14 protein-coding genes are annotated in these 15,886 nt (G+C 63.6%); 12 read left to right on the top strand and 2 right to left on the bottom strand.

Features of this window, described 5'->3' with window-relative positions:
• Positions 1 to 6 precede the first annotated feature (6 nt).
• Both C4S68_RS00515 and C4S68_RS00510 read left to right on the top strand, forming a co-directional pair.
• Positions 7 to 930, top strand: coding sequence for a DMT family transporter (locus C4S68_RS00515; RefSeq protein WP_103931092.1), 924 nt, complete (start codon positions 7 to 9; stop codon positions 928 to 930).
• Positions 931 to 1,060: 130 nt separating this feature from the next.
• Positions 1,061 to 1,582, top strand: a complete 522-nt coding sequence (locus C4S68_RS00510; RefSeq protein WP_103931091.1) for a DUF3761 domain-containing protein — start codon at positions 1,061 to 1,063, stop codon at positions 1,580 to 1,582.
• A 174-nt stretch (positions 1,583 to 1,756) separates the two neighbouring features.
• Here C4S68_RS00510 and C4S68_RS00505 read toward each other — a convergent pair whose 3' ends face one another.
• Entirely contained in the window at positions 1,757 to 3,025 is a 1,269-nt protein-coding gene (locus tag C4S68_RS00505; protein ID WP_103931090.1) for a threonine synthase, read from the bottom strand.
• Positions 3,026 to 3,134: 109 nt separating this feature from the next.
• Between C4S68_RS00505 and C4S68_RS00500 the strand changes: the two genes are divergently transcribed.
• The 8 genes from C4S68_RS00500 (at position 3,135) to C4S68_RS00465 (ending at position 10,843) form a co-directional block, all read left to right on the top strand.
• On the top strand, positions 3,135 to 4,166 hold the full coding sequence (locus tag C4S68_RS00500; protein WP_235011256.1) for a Cof-type HAD-IIB family hydrolase: 1,032 nt from the start codon (positions 3,135 to 3,137) through the stop codon (positions 4,164 to 4,166).
• Between the two features lie 302 nt (positions 4,167 to 4,468).
• Positions 4,469 to 5,185: a lytic transglycosylase domain-containing protein gene (locus C4S68_RS00495; protein ID WP_103931089.1), complete on the top strand. Its 717-nt coding sequence runs from the start codon at positions 4,469 to 4,471 to the stop codon at positions 5,183 to 5,185.
• A 231-nt stretch (positions 5,186 to 5,416) separates the two neighbouring features.
• Positions 5,417 to 6,472, top strand: coding sequence for a lysylphosphatidylglycerol synthase transmembrane domain-containing protein (locus C4S68_RS00490; RefSeq protein WP_103931088.1), 1,056 nt, complete (start codon positions 5,417 to 5,419; stop codon positions 6,470 to 6,472).
• Between the two features lie 102 nt (positions 6,473 to 6,574).
• Entirely contained in the window at positions 6,575 to 7,057 is a 483-nt protein-coding gene (nrdR, locus tag C4S68_RS00485) for a transcriptional regulator NrdR (protein ID WP_103931087.1), read from the top strand.
• 61 nt (positions 7,058 to 7,118) lie between these two features.
• Positions 7,119 to 7,517, top strand: a complete 399-nt coding sequence (locus C4S68_RS00480) for a four helix bundle protein (protein ID WP_103931086.1) — start codon at positions 7,119 to 7,121, stop codon at positions 7,515 to 7,517.
• 21 nt (positions 7,518 to 7,538) lie between these two features.
• The gene (locus C4S68_RS00475; RefSeq protein WP_103931085.1) at positions 7,539 to 8,552 is read left to right on the top strand and encodes an isocitrate/isopropylmalate dehydrogenase family protein; all 1,014 of its coding nucleotides are present in this window, start codon (positions 7,539 to 7,541) and stop codon (positions 8,550 to 8,552) included.
• A 1,026-nt stretch (positions 8,553 to 9,578) separates the two neighbouring features.
• Positions 9,579 to 10,379: a carboxypeptidase regulatory-like domain-containing protein gene (locus tag C4S68_RS00470; protein ID WP_235011255.1), complete on the top strand. Its 801-nt coding sequence runs from the start codon at positions 9,579 to 9,581 to the stop codon at positions 10,377 to 10,379.
• A 158-nt stretch (positions 10,380 to 10,537) separates the two neighbouring features.
• Positions 10,538 to 10,843, top strand: coding sequence for a hypothetical protein (locus C4S68_RS00465; protein WP_103931084.1), 306 nt, complete (start codon positions 10,538 to 10,540; stop codon positions 10,841 to 10,843).
• Between the two features lie 121 nt (positions 10,844 to 10,964).
• Here C4S68_RS00465 and C4S68_RS00460 read toward each other — a convergent pair whose 3' ends face one another.
• Entirely contained in the window at positions 10,965 to 12,137 is a 1,173-nt protein-coding gene (locus tag C4S68_RS00460) for a GGDEF domain-containing protein (RefSeq protein ID WP_103931083.1), read from the bottom strand.
• 270 nt (positions 12,138 to 12,407) lie between these two features.
• Between C4S68_RS00460 and asd the strand changes: the two genes are divergently transcribed.
• On the top strand, positions 12,408 to 13,568 hold the full coding sequence (asd, locus tag C4S68_RS00455) for an aspartate-semialdehyde dehydrogenase (RefSeq protein WP_103931082.1): 1,161 nt from the start codon (positions 12,408 to 12,410) through the stop codon (positions 13,566 to 13,568).
• On the top strand, positions 13,565 to 15,043 hold the full coding sequence (lysC, locus tag C4S68_RS00450; protein ID WP_235011254.1) for a lysine-sensitive aspartokinase 3: 1,479 nt from the start codon (positions 13,565 to 13,567) through the stop codon (positions 15,041 to 15,043). The genes asd and lysC overlap by 4 nt, the downstream gene beginning before the upstream one ends.
• Positions 15,044 to 15,886: the final 843 nt, after the last annotated feature.

Here is a 15,886-nt window from a genome sequence, read left to right as displayed (position 1 = left end):
AAACAGATGCGCTCCCAACCCAATCGTCTGGCCGGCTTTGCCGCGAGCGCCCTCGCGTCCATGTTCTGGGGCTGTGGCTTCTTCTTCGGCAAGATTGCCCTCGCCGAGATGAACGTCGGCGCGATGGTCCTTTACCGCTTCCTCTTCGCTGCGCTCGGCCTTCTGCCGCTGGTCATCACGCATCGTCCAGGCCTCAACCGCAGCGAGTGGGGCCGTCTGCTCTTCGCCTCCGCGCTGGGCGTTCCCATCCAGTTCCTCCTGCAGTTCAAGGGGCTTTCCCTCACCACCGTCTCGCACGCCGCCCTCATGGTGGGCACCATGCCTGTCATCCTCGCGGTCGGCGCCATCGCCTTCGCACACGAGCGTCTCTCCGCTGCCGGTTGGGCTGCGCTCATCGGTTCCACTGCCGGCGCAGCACTCATCGCACTCAGCGGCCGTCACTCCACGGGAGCTGGTGGCCCGTCACTCGCAGGAGACCTGCTCGTCGTCGTCTCCCTCGCCATCGCCATGTTCTGGGTCCTCGTCAACAAGGCGCTCGTCGAGCGCCACAGCGCCGTCGTCATCACCGCCTATGGCCTGCTCTCCGGCACCATCATGCTCATGATCATGGTGCCGCTCATCTACGGTCTGCCTCCGGTGCATCACGTCAGCCTCAGGGCCTGGCTCGCCCTCGCTGCCAGCGGCCTCTTCTGCACCGCATCCAGCACGCTGCTCTGGAACTGGGGACTCTCGCAGGTTCCCGCCTCGCAGGCCGGCGTCCTGCTCAACTTCGAGCCCCTCATCGGCTCGCTCCTCGGCGTCTTTCTGCTGCACGAGACCCTCGGCCCCAGCGCCTGGATCGGGGGCGCACTCATCCTCGGCGCAGCCGTTACGCTCACCACCCAAAGCTCTCCCAAGGTATCCGTCGCAGACCTCACAACCGAGCCGTAACATCTCGCATCCCGAAGCTCGCAGCCCTCCGCAGACGCCTCACACCATAGCGCCCGGGAACCTGATACGATGCCGCCGTACCCCATTGATTCCGTAGTTGGTTTTTCCATTTCGTTCTCAGGAGCTCCCCATGAAGACTCGTCACATCCTCGCGGCAGTTGCCGCTACCCTGCTTTGTTCGGCTGCGGCCATTGCCCAGGCTCCCGCAGGTGCTCCCGCCGGCGCCACCGGCACCTGCAAGGACGGCACCTACTCCACCGCCGCCAGCAAGAGCGGCGCCTGCTCCGGCCACAAGGGTGTAGCTGCCTGGTACGGCCCCGCCGCCGCTCCCAAGGCTGCCGCTGCACCCAAGACCGCAGCTGCTGCACCCGCTCCGGCGCCAGCACCGGCTCCCGCCGCAAAGCCTGCTCCGGCTCCCACGCCCGCCCCAGCGCCAATGGCCGCAACCAAGCCCGCTCCCACAGCCAAGGGCGCCAAGACTCCCGCTGCTGGCGGCGGCCCTGGCCTCGTCTGGGTCAACACCTCGACCAAGGTCTATCACTGCTACGGCAAGGAAGACTACGGCACCACCAAGGCCGGCAAGTACGAATCCGAAGCCCAGGCCAAGGCCGATGGCTTCCGCCCTGCCTACAACAAAGCCTGCGGCATGTAACTCGACAGCTCGCATCTCCGCAAATAGCAAGGGCAGCCCAACCGGGCTGCCCTTGCTATTTCCGCTCTTAGCTTCTAGCTCTTAGCTATTCGCTGTTCCGCTATTCGCTGTTCCGCTGTTCCGCTGTTCCGCTGTTCCGCTGTTCTGCTGTTCCGCTGTTCCGCTGTTCCGCTGCTACACAGGCGTAATAATCCCGCCCACCGGCAGCGCCTTCGGCAGCACCACCTCGCGCCGAATCCCCCACGCCTCCGCGATCGTGTCCACATACTTCAGCCCCGCGCCCGTGTTGAACAGCACCACGCGATCGCTCGCCGTCAGCTTGCCTTCAGCCAGCAGCTTGTCGTAGCTCGCCGTCGCCGCCGCACCCTCCGGGCACAGCAGCAGCCCTTCATTGCGACCCCAGTCGCCGACCGAGTCGAAGATCGCCTTATCGTCCACGGCAATCACCTCGCCGCCCGACTCCCGCACGATCTCCAGCACCATCCAGTCCGCATACGGCTTCGGGACCCGCAACCCGCTCGCCATCGTCTCCGCACCCGCGAAGAACTCGCTCCGGGTCTTGCCTTCCCCAAACGCCTTCGCCAGCGGAGCGCAGCCCGCCGCCTGCAGCGAGTACATCTTCGGCCGCTTGCCCGACACCCAGCCCAGCGCCTCCATCTCCTCGAAGGCCTTCCACATCCCGATCAGCCCCACGCCGCCACCGGTCGGATACATCACCGCGTCGGGATACTTCCAGCCCAGCTGTTCGACCAGCTCGTAGCCCATCGTCTTCTTGCCTTCCACGCGGAAGGGCTCCTTCATCGTCGAGACCTCGAACCACACCTCGTTCGCTGGCATCTCTCCCGCGGCCGCAAGCTTCTTCTGCTCCGCGATCCGCTCCGCCACCATCCGTCCGCAGTCCGAGATCAGCCCGTCCACCAGCGTCAGGTCCGCGCCATACGCCTTCGCTTCCAGGATGTTCGCGAACGGCACATCCTTCGGCATGAAGATGTGCGCCGTGATCCCCGCGGCAGCCGCATACGCGGCCAGCGCTCCCGCAGCGTTGCCCGCCGAAGGAGCCGCCAGGTGCTTCAGCCCGTAGTGCTTCGCCATCGAGACCGCCGCGGCCATCCCGCGAGCTTTGAAGGTGCCCGTCGGGTTCGCGGCCTCTTCCTTCACCACCAGGCCGTCGTACCGCTGGCTCTGCAGCATCGGCGTAAAGCCTTCGCCCAGCGTCACCGGATCCACGTCCGGCATCACGTCGGCATAGCGCCACATGCCCACACTGCGCCCGGGAGTCGCTCCCAGCGCGGCTACGTTCTCCCGCTTTGCCGTCTGCTTCAGCGCCTCAAGGTCGTACCGCACCATCAGCGAGCCCGCATCCACCGGACAAACCGTCTGCGGCTCCTCCGCGGAAACTCTGTTTCCACAAACCGCGCACTCCAGAAACGCAATTCTTGACATATCACCGTCATGCTATAAGACGGAGCGATTTTGTGCTTCAAGTCGAAGCGTAACTTCCACAAACGATTGCATCCGCGTCCACTTGGCTGGACTTGGCTAGACTTGAAAAGTGCAAACGTCTCTCCAGAAACCTCAGCAGCCGCCCGCGCAATCGTCCGGTACTCCCAAGATCATCGCCATCGACATGGACGGCACCCTGCTCAACTCCGACGGCAAGGTCTCCCCGCGAAACCTCGCCGCACTCAAGGCCGCGCAGGACGCCGGTATCGAGGTCGTCATCGCCACCGGCCGCCGCCACTGCTACGCCATGAAGGTCCTCCGCGACCTCAATCTGGACCCAGCCAACGCGATGATCAGCTCCAACGGCACCGTCATCCGCACCCTGGGCCACGAGCTGCTGCACCGCACACATCTTCCCGTCGCCACCTCGCGCTGGATCTGCGCCCACGCCGGCGAGTTCCGCTCCACCCTCGTCTTCACCTTCGACAAAGTCGACGAGACCGGCGAAGACGCCAGGGGCTCCCTCGTCGCCGAGCAGATGGACGAGCTCCACGCCTCCATCAGCCGCTGGATGCAGGTCAATGAGCCTTACTTCGCCCGGATCGACCGCCTCGAAGACGCCCTCCCCGAGGCCGATGTTGAGGACGAAGGCCTCACCCATCCCGACTCCCTTCTCCGCATCCATCCCGCCGAACCCATCCAGGCCATGATGTGCGGCACCGTAGAGCGCATGGCCGCCGCCGAGGCCCGCCTCCTCGAAGATCCCCGCGTCGCCGGAGTCGGCCACGCGACCCACCCCGAAGCCGAGATCACCCTCCACCGCACCAGCTACCCCGCCCGCGACCTCTCCATCGTCGACATCCTCCCTGCCGGCTGCTCCAAGGCCTCAGGGCTCGAAGTCCTCGCAAAGCTCCGCAGCCTCACCCGCGCCGACGTCATGGCCATCGGCGACAACTGGAACGACCTCCCCATGCTCGAATGGGCCGGCCGCCCGGTGCTCATGTCCAACGCCCCCAATGAGTTGCACGACCGCGCCGCCCTCGAAGGCTGGCAGGTCGTCCCCTCCAACGACGAAGACGGCGTAGCCCAGGCCATCGAAGAGGTCCTCAAAGAAGCCCTCACCCTGGCAACAACCCGCTAACCGAAGCCGATAGCCCCCAACCCCGCAGTACCAACTCAAAACTCCCAACCCGCGACTCGAAACTCGATCACAAACTCTCTCCCACCCCCGGCAAGCCCCCCGGGTGCCCCACATCTCGATTCTGAGATGTGGGTTCGCAGGATCTCCCCGTCCCCATCTCCCCATCCCGGGTGCCCCATGTCTCGCTCTTGAGACATGGGTTCGCAGGATCTCCGCCGTTCGGCTCCTCGCTACCAGCTGTTCCGCTGTTCCGCTGTTCTGCTGTTCTGCTGTTCTGCTGTTCTTGAGGTAGCCTCTTCTCAGTGCTCCTGCTGCGTCCAAGCCGTCTCGCGGTCCTCGCCCTGTGTCTCGCCTCCGGGCTCTCCGCGCACGCCCTCGAACACGTCACCCTCGCCAACGGCTTCTCCTACGACTGCGCGCGCCACGAGAACATCGGCGACCATATCCGGCTCTACTTCTCCACCAGCGACTCCTTCCAGGAGATCGCCGCAAGCTCGGTGACGGCCATCGAGACACTCCCCGACCCGCCCGCCGCAAAGCCCGAGACCAGCACGCCCTCAACCCAGACGACCACCACCAGCATCCCCGCTCTGCTCAACACCGTAAGCTCCGCCATCAACATCGACGTCGCCCTGCTCGCCGCGGTCATCCACGCCGAGTCAGGCGGCCGCGTCCGCGCAGTCTCCCGCACCGGCGCGCAGGGCCTCATGCAGCTCATGCCCGGCACCGCTTCGCAGCTCGGTGTCCACGACGCCTTCCGCCCCGAAGAGAACATCGCCGCCGGCACCGCATACCTCGACTCCCTGCTCAAGCGCTACGACCCCCGCGACGACGCGCACGGCCTCGCACTGGCGCTCGCCGCCTACAACGCCGGCCCCGCAGCCGTGGATCGTTACCACGGCATCCCTCCGTATCGTGAAACCCGTGCCTACGTCGCCCGCGTCATGAACGAGTACAAACGCCGCGCCTCAGCTGCCCCTGCCGTCGCCAGCGCCCACGCTCCACAGCCCGCACACTAGGCTGCATCAACCTCTTCGAATCCTTGATCTTCGAATGCCTGAAAGTTCTGTCCTTTCGGCCTCTTTGAACACCAGAAAGATGTGTCATTTCGACCGGAGCGGGCAGTCTCATCGCCCGCGTAACGGAGAAACCTGCTTTCGCGCCAGCAACGGCAAGATGCAGCTCCTGGGCGCATCAAAACTGACGAACCGCACGAGCGCCCAGTAAGCCCCATGCCTCCTTTGAGCCCCATGCCTGCAGACATCTCGCAACCTCAGCCCGCCCGCCGCAGTGTGCTCAAGCCCGCTCTCACGGCGCTGCTGCTGCTCACCGTCGCAGCCCTGCTCTACCTCGAACGCGATAAGCTTCACTTCGACTGGCACACGCTGCTCGCACAGGCCCGCCTGGCTTCGCTTCCGAAGATCCTCCTCGGCATCGCCTGCATCTACGTCGGCTACTGGCTGCGCTCTCTGCGCTGGGCCATCCTGCTCACTCCGGTCAAGCGCGTCCGTGCGCTCGACCTTCTGCCCTGGCAGGTCATCGGCTTCACCATCGTCGGACTCTTCGGCCGCCTCACCGACATGTCGCGCCCCATCCTCATCGCTCGCCGCACCAGGACTCCCGTCGCCACGCAGCTCGCGATCTACTCCATCGAACGCGCCTTCGACCTTGGCGCCGCCGCAGTGCTCTTCTCCTTTACGCTCGCCCTGGCGCCAAGGTCCATGCCGCATCACGACGCCTTCGCCCGCGCCGGCGTCGCTTCCCTCGCAGGAACCTTCTTCCTCGCCATCATCGCCCTCAGCCTGCGCTTCCGCGGCGAACACGTAGCCCGCCTCGCCGGACGCCTCCTCGCCCCGATCTCCGCAAACCTTGCAAAGACCGTCGCCGACCGCCTGCTCGACTTCCGCGACGGCCTGCAGGCCCTCACCACCCTCTCCGAGTTCCTTTACGTCGCTGCGCTCTCCCTGCTCATGTGGATCGGCATCGCCGCTGCCTACTTCTTCTGCACGCATGCCTTCGTGGCCTGCCCTCCGCTCGCCACGCTCTCCGTCTCCGGCATCATGCTCCTGATGGCCTCCAGCATCGGCGGCTCGCTGCTGCAGCTGCCCATCATCGGCTGGTTCACCCAGATCGCCGTCCTCGCCGCCGCACTCCACGCCTTCTTCGACGTACCGCTCGAGGTCGCCACCGCCTGCGGCGCGGTGATCCAGATCGCCATGAGCCTCAGCGTCGTCCCCGCCGGCCTCATCTTCGCCCAGATCACCGGCACCGGCCTCCGCGCCGCCGCCCACGACACCTCCGCCTGACACCGCTTCAGCCGTACAACGTAGAACGCACAACGTACAACGGAGTTCGGAGTCCCCGCCTCTCCCAACCGCCCCACCCCCCTCGTTTAGAATGAACGTGAAATGAAATGTCCCTACTGCGGCTTTACACAAGACAAAGTCATCGACAGCCGCGAATCCAAGGAAGCTGACTCCATCCGGCGGCGTCGCGAATGCGAGCGCTGCAATCGCCGCTTCACCACCTATGAGCGGCTCGACGAGATCCCTTACATGGTCATCAAGAAAGATGGCCGTCGCGAAAAGTTCGATCGCAAGAAGGTCCTCTCTGGCCTCCTGCACTCCTGCCAGAAGCGCAAGGTCTCGGCCACACAGATGGAACAGATCGTCGACGCCGTCGAGTCCTCCGTCGTCGACTCCGCCGAGCGCGAACGCTCCACCCGCGAGATCGGCGAGCTCATCATGGACCGCCTCAAGGACATCGACACCGTCGCCTACATCCGCTTCGCTTCGGTCTACCGCGACTTCAAGGACGTCAACGAGTTCAAGCTCGAACTCGAAGGCCTCCTCAGCGGCAAAGACTCCAAGGGGAAGCGCACGGGAAGATAGAAGAACCGTTTTCTGTTGTTGGATGTTGGTTGTTGGGTTGTTGAGCAATGAGGAACCCACGATGGCCAAAGGTTTTCGAGACCTGCAGGTATGGCATTTGTCAGTATCACTCTCACTGGCAATCTATGAAATGACGACAACGTTTCCCAAACACGAGCTGTACGGCCTTACCTCGCAGATGCGGCGAGCTTCCGTCTCCATCGCAAGCAACATCGCTGAAGGTTCTGCTAGAAAGACGCGCAGAGACTATCGGCAGTTCGTAACCATCGCCCTGGGAAGTAACTATGAGCTGCAGACACAGCTGCTCCTGTCGCGCCACCTGCACTATGCAACACCCGATCAGCTCGATCCGATCGAAGCACTCTGCCACCGCATCGCCCGGATGCTGACGCGCCTAGAGGACTATCTGCGGAAGCCACCTCCTGCCACCACGGTCAACGACCCAACACCCAACAACTAACACCCAACAACTGAGGAAACCTTGCGTACGCACAAAATCACCCTCGTCCCCGGAGACGGCATTGGTCCGGAGGTCGCTGCAGCGACCACAAGCATTCTCGAAGCTGCCGGACAGAAGACCGGTGTGGAGTTCCTGTGGGATCGTTACGACGCTGGAGCCGAAGCCTTCGAGCGCACCGGCGAGCTGATCCCCAAGGCCTTTTACACCTCGCTCGAAGCCACCCGCGTCGCCCTCAAGGGACCCACCGCGACCCCCATCGGCGCAGGCTTCTCCTCCATCAACGTGGCCTTGCGCAAGAAGTACGACCTCTACGCCAACTTCCGCCCCGTCAAGACCCTGCCCGGCCTCAAGTCCAACTACAAGGACATCGACCTCATCATCTTCCGTGAGAACACCGAGGATCTCTACGCCGGCCTCGAGCTGATGATCAACCCCGACATCGCGCAGTCGCTCAAGATCATCACCCGCAAGGGCTCCACCCGCATCGCCGAGTCCGCCTTCGCCTACGCCCGCAAGCACGGCCGCAAGAAGATCCACTCCATCCACAAGGCCAACATCATGAAGATGTCCGACGGCCTCTTCCTGGAGTGCTGCCGCAAGGTCGCCAAGGACTACCCCGAGATCCAGTACATCGAGCACATCGTCGACAACACCTGCATGCAGCTCGTGCTCAACCCCTGGCAGTACGACGTCATCCTCACGACCAACCTCTACGGCGACATCCTCTCCGACCTCTGCTCCGCCTTCGTCGGCGGCCTCGGCCTCGTACCCGGAGCCAACCTCGGCAAGGAACACGCCATCTTCGAGGCCGTGCATGGATCGGCCCCCGACATCGCGGGTCAGGACAAGGCCAACCCCACCGCCCTGCTCCAGTCCGCCGTCCTCATGCTCCATCACATCGATGAGCCGGACACCGCGAACCTCATCCACGCCGCACTCGTAAAGGTCTACGCCGAAGGCAAGACCCTCACCGGCGACGTAGGCGGAACCGCGGGCACCAAGGCCTTCACCGAAGCCATCATCGCTGCGCTGTAGCATTCCTCGCAGCTCGTAGCTGAGAACCTCGAAGCTCAACAGACCTTCAGATCAACCACCGCAAACGAGCTCCGATCCTAGCCCTGAAGCCCTGAATACCTCGCCCCTCTACAGAAATCCTCTGCAGAGGGGCAAGTCATCTCCGGCCAACACGCAGCCCGTCCTCGCAGCTCCTAGCTCAGAACCTCGAAGCTCAACAGACCTTCAGATCAACCGCCGCAAACGAGCTCCGATCCTCGCCCTGAAGCCCTGAAGACCTCGCCCCTCTACAGAAATCCTCTGCAGAGGGGCAAGTCATCTCCGGCCAACACGAAGCCCGTCCTCGCAGCTCGTAGCTGAGAACCTCGAAGCTCAACAGTCCTTCAGATCAACCACCGCAAACGAGCTCCGATCCAAGCCCCTGAAACCCTGAAGACCTCGCCCCTCTACAGAAAATCCTCTGCAGAGGCGCGGATCCTCTCCGGCCAACACGCAGCCCTTCCTCACAGCTCATAGCTGAGAACCTCGAAGCTCAACAGTCCTTCAGATCAACCGCCGCAAACGAGCTCCGATCCTAGCCCTGAAGCCCTGAAGACCTCGCGCCTCTGCAGAAATCCTCTGCAGAGGGGCAAGTCATCTCCGGCCAACACGAAGCCCGTCCTCGCAGCTCATAGCTGAGAACCTCGAAGCTCAACAGCTCCTCAGATCAACCACCGCAAACGAGCTCCAGAACTCGCCCCTGAAACCCTGAAGACCTCGCCCCTCTACAGAAAATCCTCTGCAAAGGCGCGGATGCTCTCCGGCCAACACGCAGCCCTTCCTCACAGCTCATAGCTGAGAACCTCGAAGCTCAACAGCTCCTCAGATCAACCACCGCAAACGAGCTCCGATCCAAGCCCCTGAAACCCTGAAGACCTCGCCCCTCTACAGAAAATCCTCTGCAGAGGCGCGGATCCTCTCCGGCCAACACGCAGTCATTACCCAGATCGCTGACATCTTCCCGCTCCAGCTTGCATATTCCCGAGCTTCAGGACGAGACTTGATCCTGTGATCACGCTGCGCACCGCCTCGACGCTCTCGCTCACCGCCGCGCTCCTCGCCCTTGGCTGCAAGAACACGCCCTCCCCGTCTGGCGCGGCGTCGCCCGCAGCCGGTTCGACCTCACAGGCACCCGTCTTCACGCCCTCCGCCGCACCGCCGTCCTCCATGGGAAGCGTCAGTGGCGTGGTGAACTTCACCGGCGCTGTTCCCCAGCGAGTCCACATCGACATGACCATGGACCCCGGCTGCGCCTTCGGAGCCGACAACATGAGCGAGCCCTACGTCATCGACAAGGGCCACGTCGCCAATGTCTACGTCTACGTCAAGTCCGGTGCGCAGGAGACCTCCGCATCCCCCGGCACCGTGCCCGTCCTCCTCGACCAGAAGGACTGCAAATACACGCCGCACGTCATCGCCATCCAGCAGGGCGCATCGGTGTCGTTCCATAACTCCGACTCCACCATGCACAACATCCACGTCGTGCCCACAAACCCCGGCAACAAGACCGTCGACTTCTCCGAAGCTCCTCAAAGCCCCGCGCAGACCGCGACCTTCAATACCGAAGAGACCATGATCGCGGTCCGCTGCAACAACCACCCCTGGATGAACGCCTTTATCAACGTCGCGCCCAACCCCTACTTCGCGGTCACCGGCCCCGACGGCAGCTTCACCATCCACGGCTTGCCCCCCGGCCACTACACGCTCGCCGCCGTGCACGAAAAGATGGGCGAGCAGGACATCGACTTCTCCATCTCCGGCGGAACCACCACGCACACAAACTTCACCTTCACCGCGCCCGGCAAGTAACTTTCCCGACACGCAAAGGGCAGGGCTTCGGCCCTGCCCTTTTACTTGCCGCTTCGAAATCAACCGGCGCGCGACAACTCCAGCACGGTCACTCACATCCCACTGAAGGTCACGGGCTCCCCATAAACTCCCGCAAGCCTGCAAGAGAGGCCGCTCGCATGAACTTTTCGCTCAGCTTCCCGGTCCACACGATTCCACTCTGGTTCCTCGTGCTTTCGCTGTTCCTGCCCCGCATCTGCATCCTCGTGGCGTGGCTGCAGCACTCCATGACCGGCTATATTCCGCCCGTCGTAGGCCTCATCCCGCTCATCGTCGCGATCCTCGTGCCGCGCCTGCTGATCCTCTTCTGGATCTACCAGGACCAGGGCATCACCATCTGGTTCCTGCTGCACGTCATCAGCCTGCTGATCGCATGGGGTGGTGGCGGCTCGCGCGTCTACACCCGTCGCCGCGTCGTCGACTAAAGCATCTTCTGTCAGGATCGCTTGATCGCTTTCCTCCCAAGACGAAGCCGAAGGACCTGCTCCTGGCTTGATGAGGCGTGAACACTGTTCGCAACAACAGGTTCACGCCAAACAGCCGCGACTACGCCGATGCGCTCAAATGCAATGCGACGCCGGAAGGCTGCGCACCAATCGGCGCCAGCTTCACCTGCGCGCAGTTCTTCCCCAGCCGCTTCGCCGCATAAAGAGCCTCATCCGCCCGATTCATCAACTCCTCGACGGTGTCGTGCTCATCGATCTGCGTGAACCCGATGCTCACCGTCGGTGCTCTCCCCACATTGGGGTAGCTCGGCAGATGCCCCACTGCCTCCAGGATGCGGTTACAGATCACCTCCGCCTCCAGGGAGCCCGACGCCGGGAACACCACGAGAAACTCGTCGCCACCGATCCGGCCACAGGCATCGTAGGGCCGCAGGTTGCGCGAGATGCAGCCGGCAATCTTCCGCAGCACATCATCGCCCGCGGAATGACCGTCCTTGTCGTTGAAGAACTTGAAATCGTCGATATCCAGCAGCGCGACCGACAACGCCGCGTGCGTTCGCCTGCAGCGGCTCAACTCCGCCGCCAGCAGCTCTTCAATTCCCATGCGATTCAGCGCGCCCGTCAGCATGTCGCGCCGCGCGCGACGCTCGCTCAGCGCCGTGGCCTCCTGCGCCGCCAGTACCAGGCTCAGGAATCCAATCGCGCAGCCCGCAATCAGAGTCACCGCGAAGTAACTCACCTGCAGGATGTTGTTCTTGAAGAGTTCCCTGGAGACTCCGAAGACAACGGTCAGCACACCCCGCGCGATCTCGCACGCCATAAAGAACACGGTGAATCCGCTAAGCAGCTTCACCACCAGGCCGCGCCCCGCGTTGCGCCACAGGCTCACGAGCAGAGGCATCCGCAACACCAGGCACGTGGCGGAGAAGATCGCGATACGCAACGCTAGGTGGCGTGGCTGGTGATAAAAGCCCAGCGCCGTCTCCGAAAGCACCGCCATCGCAATCCACGGCCCCAGCCGCGCACGCAATCCCAGCAACGCCTGCGTGCCCGCAAACTGCAACAGGATCCCCGCGTAGAAGCAGCCATTCTGTATCACAATCGCTGCCACCGCCGGCACCGCGCCGCGCAGCAGCAACACGCTCAGGCCGCAACTCATCAACAGGTACGACACGCCAAGGTAACGAAGCCCCGTCGTCTCCCGCAGATGAGCCGCCATCAACAGCATGACGAGCGTCAGCAGAAGGCAAACGACTACGTCGTTCCCCATCATCGTTCTCAGGTCGAGTTGGGACAGTAGCTTCAATGGGCGCTATTGGAGCATTTTGCGACAGTATAGAAATGAGCTCTTATCGTCTCTATACAACTTCTGCTCGAAAATCCAACCAAAATCCTTGCAAAGTATGTCGTTTCGGGCATCCATTCTGGTTCCCGGGGCCCATCCGTCTGCCGCTTTGCTGATGTGCAACAGCACGCTGCCGCGAAGCGCTGCCTCGCGCCAGCGAGCTACCAGCAGCCGTCAGGCCGCTGCTAAAATACCCTGATGGAACGCCGTAACGTAGGAATTCTGGGCGCCACAGGCGCCGTCGGTCAGCGATTTATCCAGCTCCTCGCCGATCACCCCTGGTTCAACATCACCTGGCTCGCCGCCTCGGACCGCTCCGCCGGCAAAACCTACGCCGAGGCCTGCGCCTGGCGCCTCGACACGCCGCTGCCCGAGCGCATTGCGAACATGGTGCTTCAGCCCAACACCCCCGAAGCCGCAGGCGACTCCCTGCCGCGCATTATCTTCTCGTCCATCGACGCCCCCATCGCCAAAGAGCTCGAGCCCCGCTTCGCCGCCGCCGGCTGCGCCGTCATCTCCAACTCCTCGGCCTTCCGCATGGGCACGGACGTCCCCCTCGTCGTCCCCGAAGTCAACTTCGGCCACTTCGAAGTCCTCGAGTCCCAGCAGACACGCAAGTCCTCCGGCGGCTTCCTCGTCACCAACCCCAACTGCTGCGCCATCGGACTCGTTCTCCCCCTGGCCGCACTGCAGGCCCGCTTCGGCATCGACAAGCTTTTCGTCGCCACCATGCAGGCCGTCTCCGGCGCCGGATACCCCGGCGTGCCTTCCCTCGACATCCTCGGCAACGTCATCCCGTTCATCAAGAATGAGGAAGAGAAACTCCAGGAAGAGGTCGGCAAGCTCCTAGGCGGCGTCCACCTCCACGGCGACGCAGCCATCGGCTTCGAGGCTGCGCCCATCACGGTCTCCGCCATGTGCAACCGCGTCCCCGTGCTCGAAGGCCACACCGAGTGTGTCTCCGTCAAACTGAAGACCCCGGCCAACGAGGCCGAAATCCTCGCCGCCTGGGCCGAGTTCGAGCCCCTCGCCGGCAAGAACCCGCAGTCCATCTTCGCCGGCATGCACCTGCCCTCCGCTCCCGCGCAGCCCGTCGCCTACGAGGCCGGCACCACCCGCCCGCAGCCTCGCCTCGACCTCATGCGCGGCAACGGCATGGCCACCACCGTCGGCCGCCTCCGCCCCTGCACCCTCTTCGACTGGAAGTTCACGCTGCTTTCCCACAACACCGTGCGCGGTGCCGCAGGCGCCGCCATCCTCAACGCCGAGATCCTCGCCGTCCTCGGCAAGTTCGACTTCCGCAAATTCCCTCCGGTGAATAGCAACGCGTCCGCTGCCGAAGGACTGGTGAACGCATGAGCCAGCCACTTCAATCGCAGCCCCGCCCCTCGGTCCCGCATTCAGACATCGTCGTCATGAAGTTCGGTGGCACCTCCGTTGAGGACGCCACCGCCATCAAGCGCACCGGCGGCATCGTCGCTGGCCGCCTCAAGAAGAACCTCAAGCCCATCGTCGTCGTCTCCGCGATGAGCAAGGTCACCGACACCCTCCTCGCCGCAGCAGCGGCCGCCGGGAAGAACGATCGCGAGTCCGCTCTCGCGCTCTCCGACACCCTCCGCACGCGCCACCTCAAGACCGCCGGAGAGCTCGTCCCCGGCACCGCGAACACGCCCAGCGAAGATCGCCTCCAGAGCCTCCAGCTCGCCATCCATCACCACTTCGACGCGCTCGATGACCTCCTCCGCGGCATCTGCGCCGTCGGCGAGCTCACCCCGCGCACCGAGGACAACGTCGTCAGCTTCGGCGAGCGCCTAAGCTCCATCATGGTCGCCGCAGCCTTCGCCGAACTCGGCATGGACTCTGCCCACGTCGACTCCCGCACCGTCATCCTCACCGACGACAACTACGGCAAGGCCCACCCGCAGGAAGACCAGATCGAGCAGGCGCTCCAGCATCACGTCCTGCCGCTCGTCCTCGCGAACAAGGTCCCCGTCATGGGCGGCTTCATCGCTTCGTGCAAGGGCATCACCACCACCCTTGGCCGCGGTGGTTCGGACTACACCGGAGCCCTCGTCGGCGGAGGCCTCCACGGCGGAGCCATCGAGATCTGGACCGACGTCAACGGCATCATGACGACCGACCCGCGCATCTGCCCCGACGCGCTCCGCGTCAAGACCATCAGCTTCGAAGAGGCCGCCGAGCTCGCCTACTTCGGCGCCAAGGTCCTGCACCCCGCCACCATCCTCCCGGCCGTGCAGAAGAACATCCCCGTCTTCGTCCTCAACTCCCGCAACCCCGACAACGGCGGCACCGAGATCACCGCGACCTCGCCGCACTGCACCTCGCCGTTCAAGTCCATCGCCGCGAAGAAGAAGCTCACCATCATCGACATCGTGGCCAGCCGCATGCTCCTCGCCCACGGCTTCCTCAAGCAGGTCTTCGACGTCTTCGACAAGTACAAGTGCGCAATCGACATGGTCTCGACCAGCGAAGTCTCGATCTCAGTAACGGTCGACTCCCGCGAAGCCCTGCCCGAAATCTGCGCCGAGCTCTCCAAGCTCGCCGACGTGAAGTGCGAAGGCAACAAGGCCCTCATCTGCCTCGTAGGCGAAGACATCCGCGGCCAATCCGGCATCTCCGGCCAGGTCTTCTCCGCCATCTCCCACGTGAACCTGCGCATGATCTCGCAGGGCGCCAGTGAGATCAACATGAGCTTCATGATCGACGAGCAGGACGTAGAAGAAGCCATCCGCTCCCTCCACAAAAAGTTCTTCACCAACCCCGACCCCACCGTCTTCGACGTAGAAGCCCGAGCCATGGCCACCAAAGCCTAGCCTCGCTTCACCTGCGGCCCACGCTGCAGATCCACCCAGACCGCTGCAGATTAGCCCAGACCATAAAGCCGTCCCAAACTGTGTCATTTCGACCGGAGCGGGACGGCTTTATCGTCCCGCGCAGTGGAGAAACCTGCATCCCGCTCGAAGCCGCACCATCCGGGTGCCCCGAAGCCATCGAGCCGGGTGCCCCATGTCTCGCTTCTGAGACATGGGTTCGCAGGATGCCCACCTCCCCACAGTCATTCCGAGGCATAGCCGAGGAACCCCTGTATTTCGCCCGTAGCCGCATCACTCCGGGTGCCCCATATCTCGAAGAGATGTGGGCTCGTAGCATCACGACTCCGGATGCCTCCGAAGCCACCGAGCCGGGTGCCCCATGTCTCGCTTCTGAGACATGGGTTCGCAGGATGCCGCGTTCGCCGCGTCACTCGAATCCCGCACACCAGCAAGCGCCGAAGCCGCGACCACATACCAGCCTGGGCCGCAGGCCCAGGTACCAGCCCTCAAGAAACTCAAGCGCTGTAAGCGCGACACATCACCGGCCCCACAACCGGGTGCCCCGAGTCCGGCCCTCGGACCCGGGCTATCGCGCCGCCGGTTATGATCGAGCCACCATGCAATCTCTATGGTGCTGGCGCTGTCGCCGCGATATGCCGATGCTCGACGAGGAGGAATACGCGGAGATCGCGTCACTCCACCGAGTGGGAATGAATTCCGTCAAGCAGCTGCGACGGGATAGAGACATCCCACTCGACGCAGTTCCGATCACCGAACGCTTTTCGGCAATGCTTCAGCGATACGAAGACATCACCGGCTTCCGGGAGACAAATCCCAACGCCG

The organism is Bryocella elongata, assembly GCF_900108185.1.
GTDB classification, from domain to species: Bacteria; Acidobacteriota; Terriglobia; order Terriglobales; family Acidobacteriaceae; genus Granulicella; species Granulicella elongata.
The sequence above is the reverse complement of the archived record's forward strand: the minus strand, read 5'-3'. Positions and strand labels throughout refer to the sequence as shown.

Coding starts and splice junctions, on each gene's coding strand:
- C4S68_RS00515 (WP_103931092.1), top strand. CDS start 7: ATGCGCTCCCAACCCAATCGTCTGGCCGGCTTTGCCGCGAGCGCCCTC.
- C4S68_RS00510 (WP_103931091.1), top strand. CDS start 1,061: ATGAAGACTCGTCACATCCTCGCGGCAGTTGCCGCTACCCTGCTTTGT.
- C4S68_RS00505 (WP_103931090.1), bottom strand. CDS start 3,025: ATGTCAAGAATTGCGTTTCTGGAGTGCGCGGTTTGTGGAAACAGAGTT.
- C4S68_RS00490 (WP_103931088.1), top strand. CDS start 5,417: ATGCCTGCAGACATCTCGCAACCTCAGCCCGCCCGCCGCAGTGTGCTC.
- nrdR (WP_103931087.1), top strand. CDS start 6,575: ATGAAATGTCCCTACTGCGGCTTTACACAAGACAAAGTCATCGACAGC.
- C4S68_RS00480 (WP_103931086.1), top strand. CDS start 7,119: ATGGCCAAAGGTTTTCGAGACCTGCAGGTATGGCATTTGTCAGTATCA.
- C4S68_RS00465 (WP_103931084.1), top strand. CDS start 10,538: ATGAACTTTTCGCTCAGCTTCCCGGTCCACACGATTCCACTCTGGTTC.
- C4S68_RS00460 (WP_103931083.1), bottom strand. CDS start 12,137: ATGATGGGGAACGACGTAGTCGTTTGCCTTCTGCTGACGCTCGTCATG.
- asd (WP_103931082.1), top strand. CDS start 12,408: ATGGAACGCCGTAACGTAGGAATTCTGGGCGCCACAGGCGCCGTCGGT.
- lysC (WP_235011254.1), top strand. CDS start 13,565: ATGAGCCAGCCACTTCAATCGCAGCCCCGCCCCTCGGTCCCGCATTCA.